Raw genomic sequence first — 19,026 nt, forward strand, 5'->3', positions numbered from 1 at the left:
CGCCCCTCACGCCGCCGCCAGCGCCCGGTACATGTTCCGCAGCGACACCTTGTCGATCTTCTCCGTCCCCAGCCGTGGCAGGGCGACGGCGGAGAGCCAGATGCGCGTCGGCACCTTGAAGGCGGCGATGTGTTCGCCGAGGAAGGCGCGCAGCGCCGCCTCGTCGACGCCCCCACCCGCTCCTTCCCCCTCGCGCAGGTGGACGACCGCGCCCGGCACCTCGCCATAGCGTTCGTCGGCGAGGCCGAACACCGCCGCCTCCGCCACCGCCGGATGGGCGTAGAGCGCGGCCTCGACCTCCTGGCAGGCGATGTTCTCGCCGCCGCGGATGACGATGTCCTTGGCGCGGTCGACGATGAAGACATAGCCGTCCTCGTCGAGATAGCCGAGGTCGCCGGTGCGGAAGAAGCCGTCGGCGGTGATGCAGGCCGCGGTCGCCTCCGGATTGTTCCAATAGCCGCGGAAGTTGCAGATCGAGCGGATCGCGATCTCGCCCCGCTCGCCCTGCGGCAGGCGCGCGCCGGCCTCGTCGAGGATGGCGATCTCGACCAGCGGCGCCGACGGGCGGCCGGTGCTCGCCGGCTTGTTGAGATAGTTGGAGCGCCAATTGCCCGCGCCGACGGCGTTGGTCTCGGTCAGGCCATAGCCGATGAGGGGGGCGGGCCCGCCCAGCTCCTCGTTGAGGCGGCGGACGTGTTCCACCGGGCGCGGCGCGCCGCCGGCGGCGAAGTCGGTGACGGTGCTGAGGTCGAAGCGGTGGCGCTCGGGATGGGTGAGAATCTCGAAGCTCATCAGCGGCACGCCGACGAAATAGGTGACCTGCTCCGCCTCGATCAGCCGCATCGCCTCCAGCGCATCCCATTTCGGCATCAGCACCAGCTTGCGGCCCATGGCGAAGCTCTGCAGCATCACCGTCACCTCGGCGGTGACGTGGAACAGCGGCAGGGTGAGCAGCGTCGCCGGCTGGATGGTCGGCGCATTGCCGTCGGCGGTGGCGATGGCGAGCATCATCAGCGCCTGCGACAGGAAGCTGAAGGTGCCCTGCACCACGGCGCGATGCTGCGACACCGCGCCCTTCGACTTGCCGGTCGAGCCGGAGGTGAACAGGATCGTCGCATCGTCCTCCGCCCCGACCGCGGGCAGAGCGGTGTCGGCGACGTCGCGGGCGATCACCGGCTCCAAGGCCTGGGCGAGCGGCAGCCGGTCCTCGATCGTCACCATCGCCGGCTTGACCCCGGGAGCGGCGGCGATCCGCTCGGCGCGCGGCCCGTCGGCGACGACCAGGGCGCAATCGACCGCAACAATCGCCTCGCCCAATTCCTCTGCCTGCCACCAGCCGTTGAGCAGGGTGGCGACGCCGCCCGCCATGACGATGCCCATGTAGAGGACGATCCACGACGGCGAGTTGCGCATCGCGATGCCGACCCGGTCGCCCTTGCCGATGCCATAGCCCGCGACGAGGGCACGGGCGACGCGCTGCGCCAGCGCATAAGTTTCGGCGAAGCTCAGCCGCTCCGCGCCGGCGACGATCAGCGTCTTATCGGCATGTTCGGCGCAATAATGGGTGAAATAGAGCGGCAGGCTGGGCGGCGCCGCGGCGATCGCGGGCAGGCTGCCCCAGGGGCGCTCCACCTGCGTCAGCGCCAGCATGCCGCCGGGCGCGGTCAGCGCGGCCATGGTCGCATCCATCCGCTGGTCGAGTTCGGTCCGCATCAAACCTCTCCGCTTGGTCTTATCTGTTTGCGCCACTATGCAGACGGCAAAGCCCTGGGGGAAGCCCGTGATCCTGTCCGTCCTCGCCGCCGCTGCCGCACCCGCGGCCGGCCACATCCGTTTCGACGACCTCGGGCTGCACCCCGACGTCTTCTCGATCGGCGTCTTCACGCTGCGCTGGTACAGCCTGGCCTATATCGCCGGCATCCTGATCGGCTGGTGGTACCTGTTGAAGCTGCTCGCCCAGCCGGGGGCGCCGATGGCGCGGCGCCATGCCGACGACCTCGTCTTCTATGCGACGCTCGGCATCATCCTCGGCGGACGGATCGGCTATGTGATCTTCTACGCGCCGGAGATGATCCTGCACCCGATCCGCATCCTCAGGCTGTGGGACGGCGGCATGAGCTTCCATGGCGGGGTGATCGGCACCTCGATCGGGCTGATCCTGTTCGCGCGCAAACACGGGCTCAACTGGCTGCGCGTGCACGACTATATCGCCTGCTGCGTGCCCTTCGGCCTGTTCTTCGGGCGGCTCGCCAATTTCGTGAACGGCGAATTGTGGGGCAAGCCGGCGAACGTGCCCTGGGCGATCGTCTTCGACCGCACCGTGCCGTTCGGCGTGCCCGAGCCGGCGCGCCACCCGAGCCAGCTGTACGAGGCGGCGCTGGAGGGCGTGCTGCTGTTCGCGGTGCTCGCCTTCGCCTTCTGGCGGACCAAGGCGCGCTACCAGCCGGGGCGGCTGACCGGCCTGTTCGTGCTCGGCTATGGCATCGCACGCTTCACGGTGGAATTCTTCCGCGAGCCGGACGCGCAGTTCCGCGGCACCTTCATCGAGGCGACGCATATCCATATGGGCCAGTGGCTGTGCGTGCCGATGATCGCCGGCGGCCTGTATTTGATGCTGACCGCGCCGAAGCGCCGCGTACGGGTGGAGCCGACCTGGGGGACGGAGAGCGTCGCTTAGGGGGGCTCGCCCACGCTCGAAAGACCGAGGGCGCCTACGCTCCCAATCGTCATCCCGGCGCAAGCCGGGACCCATGGATACGGTCCGGTGGTGATGGCGCGCAACCACCGATCGTTGCGTGTCCATGGGTCCCGGCGTGCGCCGGGATGACGACGTGAGGAGAATGACTCACGGCCGTCCTTCGTCGTCATTCCCGCGGAGGCGGGAGGCCGGAGACGCTGCCGGTGCGGCTCACGCGGGGACCTGCGCGTCTGGATCCCCGCCTGCGCGGGGATGACGAATAAGCGGGAACGGGAGTGGCCCTTGCGCCCCGCCCCCCGCGCCGTCATTTCGTCGCGCGTGACGCACTCTTCTCCCCCCGACGACGGCCCCCTGCCCGAACGACTCGCGCGCGCGATCGCGCTCGCCGGGCCGATGCCGGTGTCGCAGTTCATGGCGGCGGCCAATGCGCATTATTATGCGACGCGCGATCCGCTTGGGCCGGGCGGCGATTTCGTCACCGCGCCGGAGATCAGCCAGATGTTCGGCGAGCTCGTCGGCCTATGGTGCGCCGATTTGTGGGACCGCGCCGGCCGGCCGGAGATCGCCTGGGTCGAGCTGGGGCCGGGCCGCGGCACCCTCGCCGCCGATGCGCGCCGGGCGATGGCGCGTGCCGGGCTGACGCCGCCGGTCCATCTGGTCGAGACGAGCCCGACGCTGCGCGCGGCGCAGGCGCAGCGACTCGCCGAGGCGCACTGGCATGATTCGGTCGAGACACTGCCGACCGACCGGCCGCTGATCGTCGTCGCCAACGAATTCTTCGACGCGCTGCCGATCCGCCAGCTGATCCGGCGCAGCGATGCTTGGCACGAGCGGCTGATCGCCTGCCAGGATACGTTGTTCCTGCCGATCGCGGGCAAGCCGGTGCCAGGCGAGCTGCTGCCCGAGCGGCTGCGCGACGCCCCCGCCGGCGCGATCCTGGAAACGTCGCCGGCGGCGGTCGGCATCGTCCGCACACTCGCCGGCCGGATCGCCGGCCAGGGCGGCGCGCTGCTCGCGATCGATTACGGCTATGAGGGGCCGGCGCTGGGCGACACGTTGCAGGCGGTGCGCGGCCACGGCTTCGCCAACCCCTTCGACACGCCGGGCGAGGTCGACCTCAGCGCCCATGTCGATTTCGCCACGCTCGCCGCCGCGGCGCAGGCGGAGGGTGCGGTCGCCTGGGGACCGATCAGCCAGCGCAACCTGCTCGGCCAGCTCGGCATCGATGCGCGGACCAGCGCGCTGGCGCGGGCGACACCGGAGCGGCAGGGGCAAGTGCTCGCCGACCGCAACCGGCTGATGGGCGAGATGGGCGAGCTGTTCCGCGCACTGGCGCTGACGCAGCGCGACTGGCCGGTGCCGGCGGGGTTCGGCGCATGAGCGCGACGCTGCGCCCGGCGAGCGCCGCCGACGCGCCGGCGATCGCCGCGCTGATGCGCGACTGTTTCACCGCCACCTTCGGGCATCTCTATGCACCGGAGGATCTCGCCGCCTTCCTAGACGGGCTGACGCTGGAACGCTGGCGCGCCGAGATCGCGGACGCCGCCTTCGCCTTCCTGCTCGCCGAAGAGGATGGCCGGCTGGTCGGCTTCGCCAAGCTGGGGCCGCATTCGCTTCCCGTGACGCCGACGGGGCCGATGATCGAGCTCAGGCAATTGTACCTCGCCGCCGACCAGCATGGCCGCGGCCTGGCGCAGGCGATGATGGATTGGGTGATCGCCACCGCACGGCAGCGCGGCGCCGGTGAACTGTTCCTGTCGGTCTATGTCGACAACCACCGCGCCCGGCGCTTCTACGAGCGCTACGGATTCGCGACGGTCGGCCTCTACGATTTCATGGTCGGCAACCATCGCGACGAGGACGATCTGATGCGGCTGGCGCTGTGAACCCGCGAGATCCAAACGGGGTGGAGGTGATCCGCGCCCGCGCGCTCGGGGCGGTGCCGCACGGCTTCCTCGGACGGCGCGGCGGGGTGTCGGTGGGCGGCACGGCGGGCCTCAACGTCGGACTGGGTTCGGCCGACGATCCGGCGGCGGTGGCGGAGAACCGGCGTCGCGCCGCGGCGGCGGTACTGCCCGGCGCGACGCTGGTCACCCCCTATCAGGTCCATTCCGCCGATGCGCTGGTGGTGACCGCGCCCTGGGACGAGGCGGCGCGGCCGCGCGCCGATGCGCTGGTCACCGACCGGCCCGGACTGCTGCTCGGCATCCTGACCGCCGATTGCGCGCCGGTGCTGTTCGCTGATCCCGCCGCCGGCGTGGTCGGCGCGGCGCATGCGGGGTGGAAGGGGGCGCTGGCCGGCGTCACCGATGCGACGCTGACCGCGATGGAGACGCTGGGCGCCGACCGCGGCCGGATCGTCGCCGCAGTGGGTCCGTGCATCGCGCGGGCAAGCTACGAGGTCGACGATGCGTTCCTCGCGCGCTTCGCCGCCGCCGATCCGGCCAACGAGCGCTTCTTCGCCAACGGCCGGATGGGGCATCATCAATTCGACCTCGAGGCCTATGTCGCGCATCGCCTCGCCGCCGCCGGAGTGGCGCGGGTCGAGACTCTGGGGCTCGACACCTATGCGGGCGAAGAGCGGTTCTTCAGCTTCCGCCGCGCGACGCATCGGAGGGAGGCGGATTACGGGCGGCAGATCAGCGTGATCGGGGTTGCGGATTGAGTTCGCGCGAAGACGCGAAGATTTTGGTTCGCGCGGAGGCGCGGAGGACGCGGAGATGATGCGCTTGCCGCGACAGCGGCTCTTCCTTCGCCAGATTGAGAATCGGAGCCGCTCCCCAACGCGGGATACCTCCGCGCGAACATTCCTCTGCGTCTTCGCGTCTTCGCGTCTTCGCGCGAACCCCAAAGCCAGCCCGCCTCACCCGACACCGGCTCACGCCGGGACGACAGGCTGACGAGGACGGACCGCGCGGCAAACTGGTATCCTCCGTTACGATCCGGCGTTATGCTCCCGCATCACAAGGAGATGACGATGCCGAACCGCGAGACCGTAGCCGACATGACCGGCGTGCCCGCGCCCGACGCCGGCCCGACCACGCCGAAGACGATCGCCGGCCGCAAGCTCAAGCCCTCGACGCTGATGATGGGCCATGGCTTCGACCCGGCGCTGTCGGAAGGATCGCTCAAGCCGCCGATCTTCCTCACCTCGACCTTCGTCTTCCCCAATGCCGCCGCCGGCAAGCGCCATTTCGAAGGCGTCACCGGCAAGCGGCCGGGCGGTGCCGAGGGCCTCGTCTATTCGCGCTTCAACGGCCCCAATCAGGAGATCCTCGAGGATCGCCTGTCAGTATGGGAAGAGGCGGAGGACGCGCTCGCCTTTTCCAGCGGCATGGCGGCGATCGCCACGTTGTTCCTGTCGATGGTCAAGCCTGGCGACACGATCGTGCATTCGGGGCCGCTCTATGCGGCGACCGAGACGCTGATCGCACGCATCCTCGGCCGGTTCGGGGTGCATTGGCTCGACTTCCCGGCGGGCGCGACGCGCGCCGAGATCGACGCCGTGCTGAGCAAGGCGGCGAGCGGCAATGTCGCGCTGATCTATCTGGAAAGCCCCGCCAATCCGACCAACGCCCTGGTCGACGTCGAGGCGGTGCGCGCCAGCCGCGACGCGATCTTCGCGAACAGCCCGACCAAGCCGCCGATCGCGATCGACAACACCTTCCTCGGGCCGCTCTGGTCGAAGCCGCTGCAGCACGGCGCCGACATCGTCGTCTACAGCCTGACCAAATATGCCGGCGGCCATTCCGACCTGGTCGCCGGCGGCGTGCTCGGCAGCAAGGAGCACATCAACACGATCCGCTCGATGCGCAACACGATCGGCACGATCTGCGACCCCAATACGGCGTGGATGCTGCTGCGGTCGCTGGAAACGCTGGAGCTGCGGATGAGCCGCGCGGGCGAGAATGCCGCCAAGGTCTGCGCCTTCCTGCGCCAGCATCCCAAGGTCGACAGCATGGGCTATCTCGGCTTCATCGAGGATGCGCGCCAGAAGGACATCTACGACCGCCATTGCAGCGGCGCCGGCTCGACCTTCTCGCTGCTGGTCAAGGGCGGCGAGGCGGAGGCGTTCCGCTTCCTCGACGCGCTGAAGATCGCCAAGCTGGCGGTCAGCCTGGGCGGCACGGAGACGCTGGCGTCGCATCCCGCGGCGATGACGCATCTGTCGGTGCCGGAGGCGCGCAAGCAGGCGCTGGGCATCACCGACAATCTGGTGCGCATCTCGATCGGCGTCGAGGATGCCGACGACCTGATCGCCGATTTCGACCAGGCGCTGGCGGCGATCTGAGGGCCACGCCCCGGCCAGCCGCGTCACCCTCACCCTTCCCATCGCCGCTGGCGATGGGCCCCTTCCCTCTCCCATCGGGAGAGGGAGGCGCGTCGCGCCGGAAGGGTGAGGGTGATCCCGCGGGAAGAACCTTGCCGATCCGCCGCACCGCGGCGATGATGGCGCGGATGACCGATCTCGCGACCTTCTGCACCGGCCTGCCCAAGGCCGAACTCCATCTGCACATCGAGGGCAGCCTCGAGCCCGAACTGATGGTCGCGCTCGCCCGCCGCAATCGCGTCGCCATCCCCTTCGCCAGCGTCGAGGAGGTGCGCGCCGCCTATCGCTTCACCGACCTGCAGAGCTTCCTCGACATCTATTACGCCGGCGCGGCGGTGCTGCTCACGGAAGAGGATTTCCGCGACCTCGCCGTCGCCTATTTCGATCGCGCCGCCGCCGACGGCGTCACCCATGCCGAGATCTTCTTCGATCCGCAGACGCATACCCACCGCGGCGTCGCCTTCGACACGGTGATGCGCGGTCTCACCGCCGGCATCGCCGAGGCGGAGGCGCGGCACGGGATGAGCGTGGGGCTGATCATGAGCTATCTGCGCCATCTCGACGAGGAGGATGCGCTGACGACGCTGCGCCTCGCCGAGCCGTGGCTCGATCGTTTCGTCGGCGTCGGTCTCGATTCCTCCGAGCTCGGCAACCCGCCCGCCAAATTCGCCCGCGTCTTCGCCGCCAGCCGCGAGCGCGGGCTGAAATTGTGCTGCCATGCCGGCGAGGAGGGGCCGCCCGACTATGTCCGTGAGGCGCTGGACGTGCTCCACGTCGACCGGATCGATCATGGCAACCGCAGCCTGGAAGATCCCGCGCTGGTCGCGCGGTTGGTCGCCGAGCGGATGACGCTGACCGTCTGCCCGTTGTCCAACGTCGCCTTGCGCAACGTCGATCGGCTGGCGGCGCATCCGATCGACCGGATGCTCGATCTCGGCCTGCGCGCGACGATCCATTCCGACGACCCGGCCTATTTCGGCGGCTATATCGCCGAGAATTTTCGTGCGACGGCGGCGGCGCGCGACCTGTCGCACGCGCAGCTGGCGACGCTGGCGCGCAACAGCTTCCTGGGATCGTTCCTGCCGGCGGATACGATCGCGCGCCATGTCGCGGCGGTCGACGCCTATGTGGAAGGGGCTGCCTGATGCCGGTGTTCACCCCGATCGGCCATGACGCCTTCGTCGCCGACGTGCGCGCGCTCGCGGCCGCGCTGAGCGCCGACGCCGGCTGGCGGGCGGATTACCTGATCGGCATCGGGCGCGGCGGGCTGGTGCCGGCGGTGTACCTCAGCCACGCCACCGGCCTCGCGACGCTATCCTGCGACCTGTCGAGCAACGTCAAGGATTTCGCCGACGACGTGCTGGTCCGGCTGGCGACGCGGGCGGGCGCCGGCGAGCGCCTGCTGTTCGTCGATGACATCAACGATTCGGGCCGGACGATCGGGCTGCTGCGCGACAAGCTCGCCGCGGCCGGGGCGCCGGCGGCGCATATCCGCTTCGCGACGCTGATCGACAATGTCGTGTCCGCGCAGCGCGTCGACTATCGCGCCCGTACGATCGACCGCACCACGACCAAGGATTGGTACGTCTTTCCTTGGGAGGCGGTCGCACCGCAGGCGGCGATCGAAGACGATGCGGCCGAGGTGCCCGACCGCATCGCCTGACGCATCAGCCGTCGCTGACGCGTTCGATGTCGGCGCCGACCGCGGACAGTTTCTCTTCCAGCCGCTCGTAACCGCGGTCGAGATGGTAAACGCGGCTGACCGCGGTTTCACCCTCGGCGACCAGCCCGGCGAGGATCAGGCTCATCGACGCGCGCAGGTCGGTCGCCATCACCGGCGCGCCGACCAGCGCGCTCTTGCCCTTCACCACCGCGGTACGGCCGTGCACCTGGATGTCGGCGCCCATCCGCGCCAGTTCGGGCACGTGCATGTAGCGGTTCTCGAAGATCGTCTCGGTCAGCACGCTGGCACCGTCCGCCTGGGTCAGCATCGCCATGAACTGCGCCTGCATGTCGGTCGCAAAGCCCGGGAAGGGCGCGGTCGACAGCGTCACCGGGCCGAGCGGCGCGTCGGCGGCGACCTTGATCCCGTCGCGCGTCTCGGTGACGGTCACCCCGGCTTCGCGCAGCGCGTCGACCGTCGCCTGCATGTCGCTGGCGCGCGCGCCGACCAGTTCCAGCTCGCCGCCGGTGATCGCCGCGGCGCAGGCGTAGCTGCCCGCCTCGATCCGGTCGGGCATCACCGCATAGGTGGCGCCGTGCAGCCGGTCGACGCCCTCGATCTCCAGCGTCTCGGTGCCGATGCCGTCGATCCGCGCGCCCATCGCGACCAGCAGGTTGCACAGGTCGACGATCTCCGGCTCGCGCGCCGCATTCTCGATGACGCTGGTGCCGCGCGCCGTCGCCGCCGCCATCAGCACATTCTCCGTCGCGCCGACCGAGACGACCGGGAAACGGTAGCGGCCGCCGGACAGCCGCCCGCCCGGCGCGGTCGCGGTGACATAACCGGCCGCCATTTCCAGCTCGGCGCCGATCGCCTCCAGCGCCTTGAGGTGCAGGTCGATCGGTCGGTTGCCGATCGCGCAGCCGCCGGGCAGCGACACCCGCGCCTGGCCGGCGCGCGCCAGCACCGGGCCGAGCACCAGGATCGAGGCGCGCATCTTGCGCACGATGTCATAGGGTGCCTCGGTGCTGGTCAGCATGCCGGCGCGGATCGTCATCACCCGGCCGAAATCCTCCGGCCGCGTGCCCTGGATCGCGGTCGAGGCGCCGAGCTGGTTGAGCAGATGGCCGAAGCCGTCGACGTCGGCGAGCCGCGGCAGGTTGCGCAACGTCACCGGTTCGTCGGTGAGCAAGGCGCAGGGCATCAGCGTCAGCGCGGCGTTCTTGGCGCCGGAGATGGGCAGGCGGCCGGACAGGCGATGGCCGCCGCGGATAAGGATACGGTCCATCGGATGGCGTCTAAGCGCTCCCCCGCGCGCCCGCAACAGACGCGATTCGGTTCCACTGCCGGTACGAGTGCGAAATGACCCTTGATCGATTTTAATGCAGCAATCTTGGCCATTTGCTTTGTGCAACAGGCAAGGTTTTGGGGGTTCCAACAGCGTGGCCAGCTGCCTCGCCGCACGTGTCGGCGAACTGATCGACTTGTCTGAGAGCGAGACGGCGGCGCTCGACCGGCTGGAACAGCGCGAGCGGCAATTGCGCCGTGGCGCGGTGCTGCTGCGCGAGCACGACCGGCTGAGCGAATTGTTCGTCGTCAAACGCGGGACGATGATGAGCTATGTCATCCTGCCCGACGGCAGCCGCCAGATCCTGCGCTTCCTGTTCCCCGGCGATCTGATCGCCATGGCCAGCCTGGTCTATCGCAGCTCGCCGGAAACGGTGATGGCGCTGACCGAATGCGCGGTCGCCCCGCTCGAGCGCGGCCTGATCGCCGAAGTGATCGGCCAGCATCCGCGGCTCGCCGCCCTGCTGATCGCGCTCGACCAGATGGAGCGGGTGGCGCTGACCGACCGCCTCGCCGGCCTCGGTCGCACCTCGGCCAAGGCGCGCGTCGCGGCGCTGCTGATCGAGATCCGCAACCGGCTGCGCGTGCGCGACGGCCGGGTCGACGATGCCTTCGTCCTCGGCCTGACGCAGGAAGAGATCGGCGACGCCACCGGCCTGACCGCGGTCCATGTCAACCGGATGCTGCGCCAGCTGGAGGACGAAGGGCTGATCGCACGCGACGGCGGGCGCTTCACCTTCGTCAACGAGAGTGGGCTGATGCGCGCCGCCAACCATGTCGAGCGCGGCGCGGGGGTCGACCTCGCCTGGCTGCCCGCCGGGCGCTAGAGCCTCGTCCCTGCCCTATCGGCGGGAACGGGCCTTCACGCCTTTTCCAGCGTGCACTGCAGCGGATGCTGGTTCTGCCGCGCGAAGTCGATGACCTGGCCGACCTTGGTCTCCGCGACCTCGTAGGAGAAGATGCCGCAGACGCCGACGCCCTTCTGATGGACGTGCAGCATCACCCGCGTCGCCTCCTCCATGTTCATGCGGAAGAAGCGCTGCAGGCACAGGACGACGAATTCCATCGGCGTGTAATCGTCGTTGAGCATCAGCACGCGATACGGCGTCGGCTGCTTGGTCCGCGCACGCGTCTTGGTGGCGAGGCCGGTGCCCGTGCCATCGTCCTGACCATCGTCGCGGCGCTGCGCCATGTGGATCGGTTCGGCTGTCATGGTAAGGCGTCGAAATATGGCACGCCGGTGCGCCGGGGCAAGGCCCTGTCGCCGCAAAAAGGGCGACCGCATCGCTGCGGCCGCCCCTTTCGTCCCATAATCGGGAAGGCCGTGCGTCAGGCAGCGACCTTGATCTTCTCCGCGGCGAGCGCGACGCGGTTGGAGATCGGCTGTGCGATCTCGCCAGCGAGCTTCAGCACCGCCTCGGCGCGCGCCGAGCTTTCCGCCACCAGCGAGTCGAACGCGTTACGCGTATAGTCGCTGTGCAGCTTGAGGAATTCGGTCGGCGACTTGACGCTGGCGAGCTGCTTGGCGGCGGCGGTCGCCTCCTCGAACGCCTTCTTGGCGTAAGCGACGCTGTCCTGGCTCAGCGTCTCGAGGCCGCGGGCGGCGACGCGCGACGATTCGACCAAAGCCTCCAGATTGCCGCGGCCGAAGTCGGCGGCATCCTCGAAATACTTCTGGCCCTTTTCCATCGCGCCCTTGGCGCGGTCGCCGGCCTCGTTGAACAGGGTCTCGGCCTTGGCCGTGGCGTTGTCGACGGTGCTCTTGGCGGTATCGATCGTGTCCATGCTGATGTCCTTCGCTGCGGGTGCGGCAGGCGCGACGGGCGCTGCGGCGGGGGTGGGGCGCACGGGCGGTGTCGCCGCGCGCGGGGCCGGCTGTGCGCCGGTCGGCTTGATCGGTTCGGGCAGCCCCGCGACCGGCGCCTCGTGCGGGGCGGCGGGGGCGGCGAGTGCGGGCGGGATCGCCGGTGCGGCGGCGAGCGTCTGCTGCACCACGTCGGCGGCACGGGCGATGGCGGCGGATGGCTTGCCGGCCTTCGCCGACTTGCGGGCGGGCTTGGGGGGCGAGTCTGCCATGGTCCTGCTCCAGCGTTTTGCTGCACTGCACAATAAGGCCTGTTTCGGCCGGATGCAAGAGAAAACGCTACGAAATCCGCTCTTCAGCGGGCGCGGACATAGTCCCCCGGTGCGTCGGCAAGCGCGGGTAGCGCGCCCTCCCCCGGCCTGCGTGCGCCGTCGGCCGGCACGGTCGCCTCGCCGTGGGCACGCAGCCACGCCGCCCAGTCCGGCCACCAACTGCCGCGCGTCTCGGTCGCGCCGGCAACGAACTCGTCGAGCGAGTCAGCGGCGTGATCGTTGGTCCAATATTGATATTTGCCCGCCGCCGGCGGATTGACGACCCCGGCGATATGGCCCGACCCGGCGAGCACGAAGCGCAGCGGTCCGGTGAACAGATGCGTGATCTTCCATACGCTTTCCGGCGGCGCGATATGATCTTCGCGGCCTGCCTGGACATAGGCTGGCGTCGCCACCTTGGTCAGGTCGAGCGGCACCCCCGCCACCGACAGCGCGCCGGGCCGCACCAGCAGATTGTCGCGGTACAGATCGGTCAAATAGGACAGATGCCATTTCGCCGGCAGGTTGGTGACATCGCCGTTCCAGTGGAGCAGGTCGAACGGCGCATGATCCTTGCCGAGCAGATAGTTGCTGGTGACGTAGCTCCAGATCAGGTCGCGCCCGCGCAACAGGTTGAAGGTCGCGGCCAGGTAGCGCCCGTCGAGGAACCCCTGCGGCGACAGCGCGCCGATCAGCGCGAGCTGCTCGTCGTCGACGAAATGGGTGAGGTCGCCCGCCGCGGCGAAATCGACCTGCGCGGTCAGGAAGGTGGCGGAGGCGACCTTGTCCGCCGCGCCGCAGGCCGAGAGCAGCGCCAGCGTCGCCGCCAACGTCGTGCCCGCCACGCAATAGCCGATCGCATGCACCGCCGGCACGTCGAGCAGGCCGCGGACGGTGTCGATCGCATCGACCTGCGCACCGACATAATCGTCCCAGATCACGTCCTTCATCGTCGCGTCGGCCGACTTCCACGACACCATGAAGACGGTGAGGCCCTGGTCCACCGCCCAACGGATGAAGCTCTTCTCCGGCGTCAGGTCGAGGATGTAGAAGCGGTTGATCCACGGTGGGAAGATCACCACCGGCGTGGCCAGCACCTGCTCCGTGGTCGGCGCATATTGGATTAGTTCGTACAGCGGCGTACGCTTCACCACCTTGCCCGGCGTCGTCGCCAGGTCGCGGCCGATCTCGAATGCGCCCGCCGGGCTGTGCGTCATCTGCCCCTTGCCGATGTCGGTGAGCATGTGCTGCAGCCCGTCGAGCAGGTTCTGGCCGCGCGTTTCGATCGTCTTGGCCATCACCTCCGGGTTGGTCGCCGGAAAGTTGGACGGGCTGATCGCATCAACGAAGCCCTTGGCGGCGAAGCGGAGCTGCTGCTTCTGCTTGTCGTCCAGCCCCTCAAGCTGGTCGACGCCGCGCAGCATATGATCGGCGACCAGATTGTAGCTGCGCCGCAGCCAGTCGAACCAGGGATCGTCGCGCCACGCCGGATCCTTGAACCGCTTGTCGCGTGCGTCGCCGTCCGAGGCGGCGGGTGGCGGCGGCGCGGCGGCGGGATCGAGGAAACGCTGCCACAGCGTCAGGCTGTCGGTCCAGAAATCGCGCACCTGGGCCGCGGCGGGCGTGTCGGTGACGCCCGGCAGCCGGGCGGCGTCGAACCAGTCGAGCCCCTGCTCCATCGCCATCTGCTGCGCGCGACCCATCACCCAGGTCCAATGCTGCAGTTCGGCGAGATCGGGCGTCGAACGGGGATCCTTCGGGTCGGCCATGGCGCTTCCTCTCCGCCGGCCGGCATAGCGGCTTCGCGCCACGCGGGGAACCGGCATTGCCGCCGAGTCCGGCAGAGGGCGGGAAATGCGCTTGCTCCGGCGCGACGAACCGGCCTAGCTCCCTGAAACAGCGAAGGAAGAGCGGGAATGGTGCGGATCGACAGGCGGACCTATGTAAGGATGATGGGCGGTGCTGCCGCGGCGGCGCTGGTGCCGGCGCCGTTGCTCGCCCAGGCCGTGGCGCCCGCCGCCGGGCCGGACGATGCCGCGCTGCTCGCCTTCCTCGACACGGCGTTCGACGCGCAGCTTGCGCTCAGCCCGCAGGGCCAGACCAGCCTCGGCCTCAAGACCAACAACGACAAGCTCGACGACTATACCGACGCCGCCGCGCAGAAGAGCCTGGCACTGGAGCAAAGCCAACTCGCCGAGATGAAGCGCCGCTTCCCGCTCGCGCGGCTGGGGGCCCAGGCGAAGCTGAGCTATCGGCTGTTCGAGGATCAGGTCGCGACCGACGCGCGCCAGTTCCGGTTCCGCGACTATGCCTTCCCCGTCTCGACCAACGGCAGCCCGGCGGGCGAGATCCCGGTCTTCCTGATCAACGAGCATCGCGTCGACAACGTCGCCGATGCGCGGGCCTATATCGCGCGGCTGCGCGACACCCGCCGCGTGATGCAGGAGGTGGCGGCGAAGATGCGCGCCCAGGCCGCCAAGGGCATCGTCCCGCCCAAGATGGTGTTTGCGCCGGCGCGCGGCGACGCGCGCAAGGTGATCACCGGCGCGCCGTTCGACGGCGGCGCCGACAGCACCGTGCTGGCCGATTTCAAGGCCAAGGTCGGCAAGCTCGACGCCCCCGCCGCGACCAAGACGCAGCTGATCGCCGACGCCGTTGCGGCGCTGACCGGCCCGTTCCGCCAGGGCTTCGACGTGCTGTTCGCCGCGCTCGATGCGATCGAGCCGCTGGCCAAGGGCAATGACGGCGCCTGGAGCCTGCCCGGCGGCGATGCCTATTACCAAGCGCGACTGGCCTATTACACCACCACCGACCTGACCGCCGATCAGATCCACCAGCTCGGCCTCGACCAGGTCAAGGCGATCCATGGCGAGATGCAGGCGGTGATGACGCGCATCGGCTATACGGGCACGCTGCAACAGCTGTTCGCCGAGCTGCGCACCAGTCCCCGCTTCAAATATTCCAACGACGAGGCGGGGCGGCAGCACTATCTGGCCGACGCGCGCGCCGCGATCGCCCAGACCATGGCGGCGGCGCCGCGCTTCTTCCGCCGCCTGCCCAAGGCGGCGCTGGAGGTGCGCGCGGTCGAGCCGTGGCGGCAGGAGACGGCGGCGGTCGCCTTCTATAACCAGCCCGCGCCCGACGGCTCGCGACCCGGCATCTTCTACGTCAACCTTGCCGACATGACCCAGGTGCAGAAGCCGCAGGTCGAGGGCATCGCCCATCACGAGGGCGCGCCGGGCCATCATTTCCAGATCGCCCGCGCGCAGGAGCTGACCGGCGTGCCCAAGTTCCGCCGCTTCGGCTATTACGGCGCCTATACCGAAGGCTGGGGCCTCTATTCGGAGCGGCTCGCCAAGGAGATGGGCGCCTATGCCGATCCCTATGCCGAGCTCGGCATGCTGTCGCTGCAGGTCTGGCGCGCGTGCCGGCTGGTGCTCGACACCGGCGTCCATGCCAAGCGCTGGAGCCGCGACCAGGCGATCGCCTATTTCACCGCCAATGCGCCGCTGTCGCAGCGCGACGTGGTGAAAGAGGTCGACCGCTACATCAACAACCCCGGCCAGGCGACCAGCTACATGGTCGGCCAGCTGCGCATCGCCGCATTGCGCCGCAAAGCGGAGGCCGCGCTCGGCACCCGCTTCCAGCTGCCCGACTTCCACGAGGTCGTCCTTGCCAGCGGCGCGCTGCCGCTCGGCGTGCTCGAGGAGCAGGTCGATGCTTGGATAGGCGCGGCCAAGGGCTGAGCGCTCTCTCCACCAAAGTTCGTAAAGCTTGAGGGGCCGTCCGACCATCGGGTCGGGCGGCCTTTTGCTACAAAGGTTGGGCCAGAAGACATTTTTTGTGGCTGAGGGCACACAGCACGCAACATACGGTCTTGACAGCACCATCTTCGCATAACGTATACCCTGACAAATAAGCTGAGCAGATTCAGCAGAAACAGGGGAAATGGCATGGCACGGGGAGCATTGCTGACTTCGGGGGCGGTTGCGGCGTTGATGATCGGCACTGCGGCCCATGCGCAGGATCGACCCGTACCGCCCGTCATCACCGATCAGGATGCGACGACACCACAACCCGCCGACGAGGACGTGATCGTCGTCGGCCTGCGTGAAAGCGTGAAGAAGGCCGTCGACCGCAAGCGTCGGTCGAAGCAGATCGTCGATTCGGTGGTTGCAGAGGATGTCGGCAAATTGCCCGACAACAATGTGCCGGAAGCGCTCTCTCGCGTCTCTGGCGTGCAGATCGACCGTGCGCGCGGGGAAGGGCAGAATGTCACGATCCGCGGCCTCTCCGACGTGCAGACCACGATCAACGGCAACGAGGCCGGAACGGCCGGCACACGGGCGCTCAACCTGGCCGACATTCCGGCCGAGCTGTTGAAGTCGGTCGACGTCTACAAGACGCGAAGCGCCGACCAGGTTGAAGGCGGCATCGCCGGCACGGTCAACGTCGAACTGCGCCGGCCACTCGACCTGGTGAAGGGACTGACGCTCGCCGGCAGCTTCCGAGAAACCTTCTCGGACCTCGGCGACACCAAGAGCCCCTATGCCAGCCTGCTGGTCGCCGAGCGGTTCGACACGCCGATCGGCGAGATGGGCTTCCTGGTCAATGGCTCCTACACGAAGAACAATTACTTCGAGAACTATATCGTCAGCGAATCGCCGCAGCAGATCGGCTTCTTCACCGGCAGCGGTTCAAACTCGCGTCTTCCGGTATCGCAGCAGAATACGATCATTCCCTACGCGATCAATTACGGAGTCGAAACCGGATCGGTCGAACGGCCGTCACTGAACGTCGCTTATCAATGGCGCGCGAACAGCAGGCTCGATTTCGTCTTGGAAGGCTCGTACTTCGGCGTCCGGTCGACCGACGAACGGAACAATATCCGGATCCAGACCAACAGTGACCAGGGATCGTACAGCAATCTGGTCGCCAACAGCGACGGTACCATCCGGTCGGTGACGATCACGAACAACGGCAACGAAGGCGTTCCAGGCGGGCCGCTGGCCATTTACCAGAAGACGAAGTCGGACACCTACAACACCAATTTCGAAACGCATTGGAATTCGGACAAGGTACAGATCAACCTCGGCGCCCAGTACAACTGGACCGATGTCTACCAGTATTTCGACCAGACGCAGTATCGCCTGACCGGTGGCAATGTCATCAATGTCGATTTCAATTCGCCGCTGGTGCCGGGCGGCGGCCCGTATGTCACCTATCCAAATAGCGACCTCGGCAACCCGGCCAATTACAAGCTGTATCAGGTCCATGATCAGCGCGGCGACAATCAGGACACGCTGTTCGCCGCGAAATTCGACGTGACGGTGCAGGCGAGCCCGACCGGGCTGGTTCGCTCGCTGCAGTTCGGATCACGCTTCTCGAAGCGGACCGCCTATCGCGACTATGGGTATCGCGACGCCTTCTACTTCAATACGGCGGCCGCACCGACGCTGGGCGCCGTCTCTTCCGCGACGGGCATCGGTATCTCGTCGGTGACACCGCAGATCGCCAACGCGCCGACCTGGTACCAGCTGAGCGGAGCGGGCACGTATGATCGCTTCGGCGCGTTGCGCACCTACATCATCAACAACGGTGCCGATTTGACCGGGCGTGACTGGACCCTCCCGGTACCCGCCACCACCGATCCCGGCGAAAGCTTCCAGGAGCACGAACGGACCTTCGCCTTCTATGGCCAGATGAACTACGCGTTCACAGCCGGCTTTCCCGTCGATGGCGAATTGGGCCTCCGGTACGTCAACACCTGGGGCAATGCGGTCAGTTCGCGCTATCAGTGGCGTGCATTTCTGCCGAACGGCACACCGGATTACGGTCAGGGGGTCATTTATACGCCGATTGGCAGCAAGGCCAATTATGTCGACCTGATTCCGAGTGCGACCGCGAGGCTGCATTTCACACCCAAGCTACAATTGCGCCTGTCGTACACGCACAACGTGCAGCGTCCGGACTTCTACAGCATGCGGTCGGCTGTGAACATCCTCGATGCCACCACGGCGGGACGGGTCTATTCCGGCAACCCCGATCTCAAGCCAGTGCAGGAAAACAATTACGATGCATCGCTCGAATATTACTGGGGCCAGGGCGACCTCGTGTCGGTGGGCGCGTTCCTGAAGAATCAGATCGGCTTTATCTATTATACCGAGCAACGTGAAGCAGTAGCGGGGCTCGCTCCGGACCCTAACGCCGCAGACGGGCTCTATATCGTCGGAAAGCCGCGCAACGCTGGACCCGGCAAGATCTTCGGCATCGAATCGCAGCTGAACACCTTCTTCGATTTCCTGCCCGGCTTCGCGCGTCATTTCGGCGTCAACGCGAACTTTACCTATATCCCGACAGCGTCGCTGCAATTGGGTTATGCCGACACCGTAGCCGACACGCAGGGGCTCTACGACGCTCCATTCACATCCAAGTACAGCGGCAATGCGGCGCTGATCTATGAAACCCCGGTGTTCAGCGCGCGCCTCGCCTATAATTTCCGTTCGAAATACAAGACGGGGATCGACTATGTGAACCCTGGCTACTCCGTCTACAATCGGGGTACGTCCCGCCTGGACGCCGCGATCAACGTCACGCCCGTCAGATATGCGACCTTCAGCCTGGAGGCGACCAACCTACTGCACGACAATACGCCGTCGTACTTCGGCGCCTATAATGCGCTGCCGGTCGGCATCCGGGTGCAGGCGCGCACCATCCAGACCAGCGTACGCTTCCGGTTCTGACCGACGCATGGTCATGTCCGCCGCGGCATGGCCATGCACCGACCAAGAGGTGGCACTCCTTATAGGGTGATCGCTCCATTTCGCCCCGGACTGGCCTCGCCGCGTCACGACGGGTAAGACTCGGGGCACC

15 protein-coding genes are annotated in these 19,026 nt (G+C 67.8%); 10 read left to right on the forward strand and 5 right to left on the reverse strand.

All coding sequences use genetic code 11. The annotated features are described in order from the left end of the window. Positions 1-6: 6 nt before the first annotated feature. Positions 7-1,713 carry a class I adenylate-forming enzyme family protein gene (locus ACU5AX_RS10140; RefSeq protein WP_446690781.1) on the reverse strand — a complete coding sequence of 569 codons (1,707 nt, stop codon included), beginning with the start codon at positions 1,711-1,713 and terminating at the stop codon, positions 7-9. Positions 1,714-1,780: 67 nt separating this feature from the next. On the opposite strand from ACU5AX_RS10140, the gene lgt reads away from it, so the two are divergent. The 7 genes from lgt (at position 1,781) to ACU5AX_RS10175 (ending at position 8,691) form a co-directional block, all read left to right on the forward strand. Next, a complete protein-coding gene (lgt, locus tag ACU5AX_RS10145) occupies positions 1,781-2,677 on the forward strand; it encodes a prolipoprotein diacylglyceryl transferase (protein WP_332837963.1) in 897 nt (298 codons plus the stop codon). Between the two features lie 414 nt (positions 2,678-3,091). After that, the gene (locus tag ACU5AX_RS10150) at positions 3,092-4,078 is read left to right on the forward strand and encodes a class I SAM-dependent methyltransferase (protein WP_446690951.1); all 987 of its coding nucleotides are present in this window, start codon (positions 3,092-3,094) and stop codon (positions 4,076-4,078) included. Beyond that, the gene (locus tag ACU5AX_RS10155; protein WP_446690782.1) at positions 4,075-4,584 is read left to right on the forward strand and encodes a GNAT family N-acetyltransferase; all 510 of its coding nucleotides are present in this window, start codon (positions 4,075-4,077) and stop codon (positions 4,582-4,584) included. Before ACU5AX_RS10150 ends, ACU5AX_RS10155 begins: the two co-directional genes overlap by 4 nt. A 20-nt stretch (positions 4,585-4,604) precedes the next feature. Further along, positions 4,605-5,363: a peptidoglycan editing factor PgeF gene (pgeF, locus tag ACU5AX_RS10160; RefSeq protein WP_446690783.1), complete on the forward strand. Its 759-nt coding sequence runs from the start codon at positions 4,605-4,607 to the stop codon at positions 5,361-5,363. A 312-nt stretch (positions 5,364-5,675) separates the two neighbouring features. Continuing rightward, positions 5,676-6,989, forward strand: a complete 1,314-nt coding sequence (locus ACU5AX_RS10165; RefSeq protein ID WP_446690784.1) for a cystathionine gamma-synthase family protein — start codon at positions 5,676-5,678, stop codon at positions 6,987-6,989. A gap of 167 nt (positions 6,990-7,156) precedes the next feature. After that, positions 7,157-8,173, forward strand: coding sequence for an adenosine deaminase (locus tag ACU5AX_RS10170; RefSeq protein ID WP_446690952.1), 1,017 nt, complete (start codon positions 7,157-7,159; stop codon positions 8,171-8,173). Continuing rightward, a complete protein-coding gene (locus ACU5AX_RS10175; RefSeq protein ID WP_446690785.1) occupies positions 8,173-8,691 on the forward strand; it encodes a phosphoribosyltransferase in 519 nt (172 codons plus the stop codon). The genes ACU5AX_RS10170 and ACU5AX_RS10175 overlap by 1 nt, the downstream gene beginning before the upstream one ends. Before the next feature lie 4 nt (positions 8,692-8,695). Here the strand turns inward: ACU5AX_RS10175 and murA are convergent, their stop codons facing one another. After that, on the reverse strand, positions 8,696-9,979 hold the full coding sequence (murA, locus tag ACU5AX_RS10180; RefSeq protein ID WP_446690786.1) for a UDP-N-acetylglucosamine 1-carboxyvinyltransferase: 1,284 nt from the start codon (positions 9,977-9,979) through the stop codon (positions 8,696-8,698). Between the two features lie 154 nt (positions 9,980-10,133). Between murA and ACU5AX_RS10185 the strand changes: the two genes are divergently transcribed. Further along, the gene (locus ACU5AX_RS10185) at positions 10,134-10,865 is read left to right on the forward strand and encodes a Crp/Fnr family transcriptional regulator (RefSeq protein WP_446690787.1); all 732 of its coding nucleotides are present in this window, start codon (positions 10,134-10,136) and stop codon (positions 10,863-10,865) included. Positions 10,866-10,900: 35 nt separating this feature from the next. On the opposite strand, the gene clpS is transcribed toward ACU5AX_RS10185, so the two are convergent. The 3 genes from clpS to ACU5AX_RS10200 form a co-directional block, all read right to left on the reverse strand. Then, a complete protein-coding gene (gene clpS / locus ACU5AX_RS10190; RefSeq protein WP_446690953.1) occupies positions 10,901-11,230 on the reverse strand; it encodes an ATP-dependent Clp protease adapter ClpS in 330 nt (109 codons plus the stop codon). 137 nt (positions 11,231-11,367) lie between these two features. Continuing rightward, positions 11,368-12,114, reverse strand: coding sequence for a phasin family protein (locus tag ACU5AX_RS10195; RefSeq protein ID WP_446690788.1), 747 nt, complete (start codon positions 12,112-12,114; stop codon positions 11,368-11,370). Positions 12,115-12,197: 83 nt separating this feature from the next. Continuing rightward, a complete protein-coding gene (locus ACU5AX_RS10200) occupies positions 12,198-13,922 on the reverse strand; it encodes a PHA/PHB synthase family protein (protein WP_446690789.1) in 1,725 nt (574 codons plus the stop codon). A 147-nt stretch (positions 13,923-14,069) separates the two neighbouring features. Here ACU5AX_RS10200 and ACU5AX_RS10205 point away from each other — a divergent pair, with 147 nt between their 5' ends. Next, a complete protein-coding gene (locus tag ACU5AX_RS10205) occupies positions 14,070-15,899 on the forward strand; it encodes a DUF885 domain-containing protein (RefSeq protein WP_446690790.1) in 1,830 nt (609 codons plus the stop codon). Positions 15,900-16,106: 207 nt separating this feature from the next. Then, the gene (locus tag ACU5AX_RS10210; RefSeq protein ID WP_446690791.1) at positions 16,107-18,896 is read left to right on the forward strand and encodes a TonB-dependent receptor; all 2,790 of its coding nucleotides are present in this window, start codon (positions 16,107-16,109) and stop codon (positions 18,894-18,896) included. The last annotated feature ends 130 nt before the right edge of the window (positions 18,897-19,026 follow it).

The sequence above is a fragment of the Sphingomonas benefaciens genome (assembly GCF_052907485.1).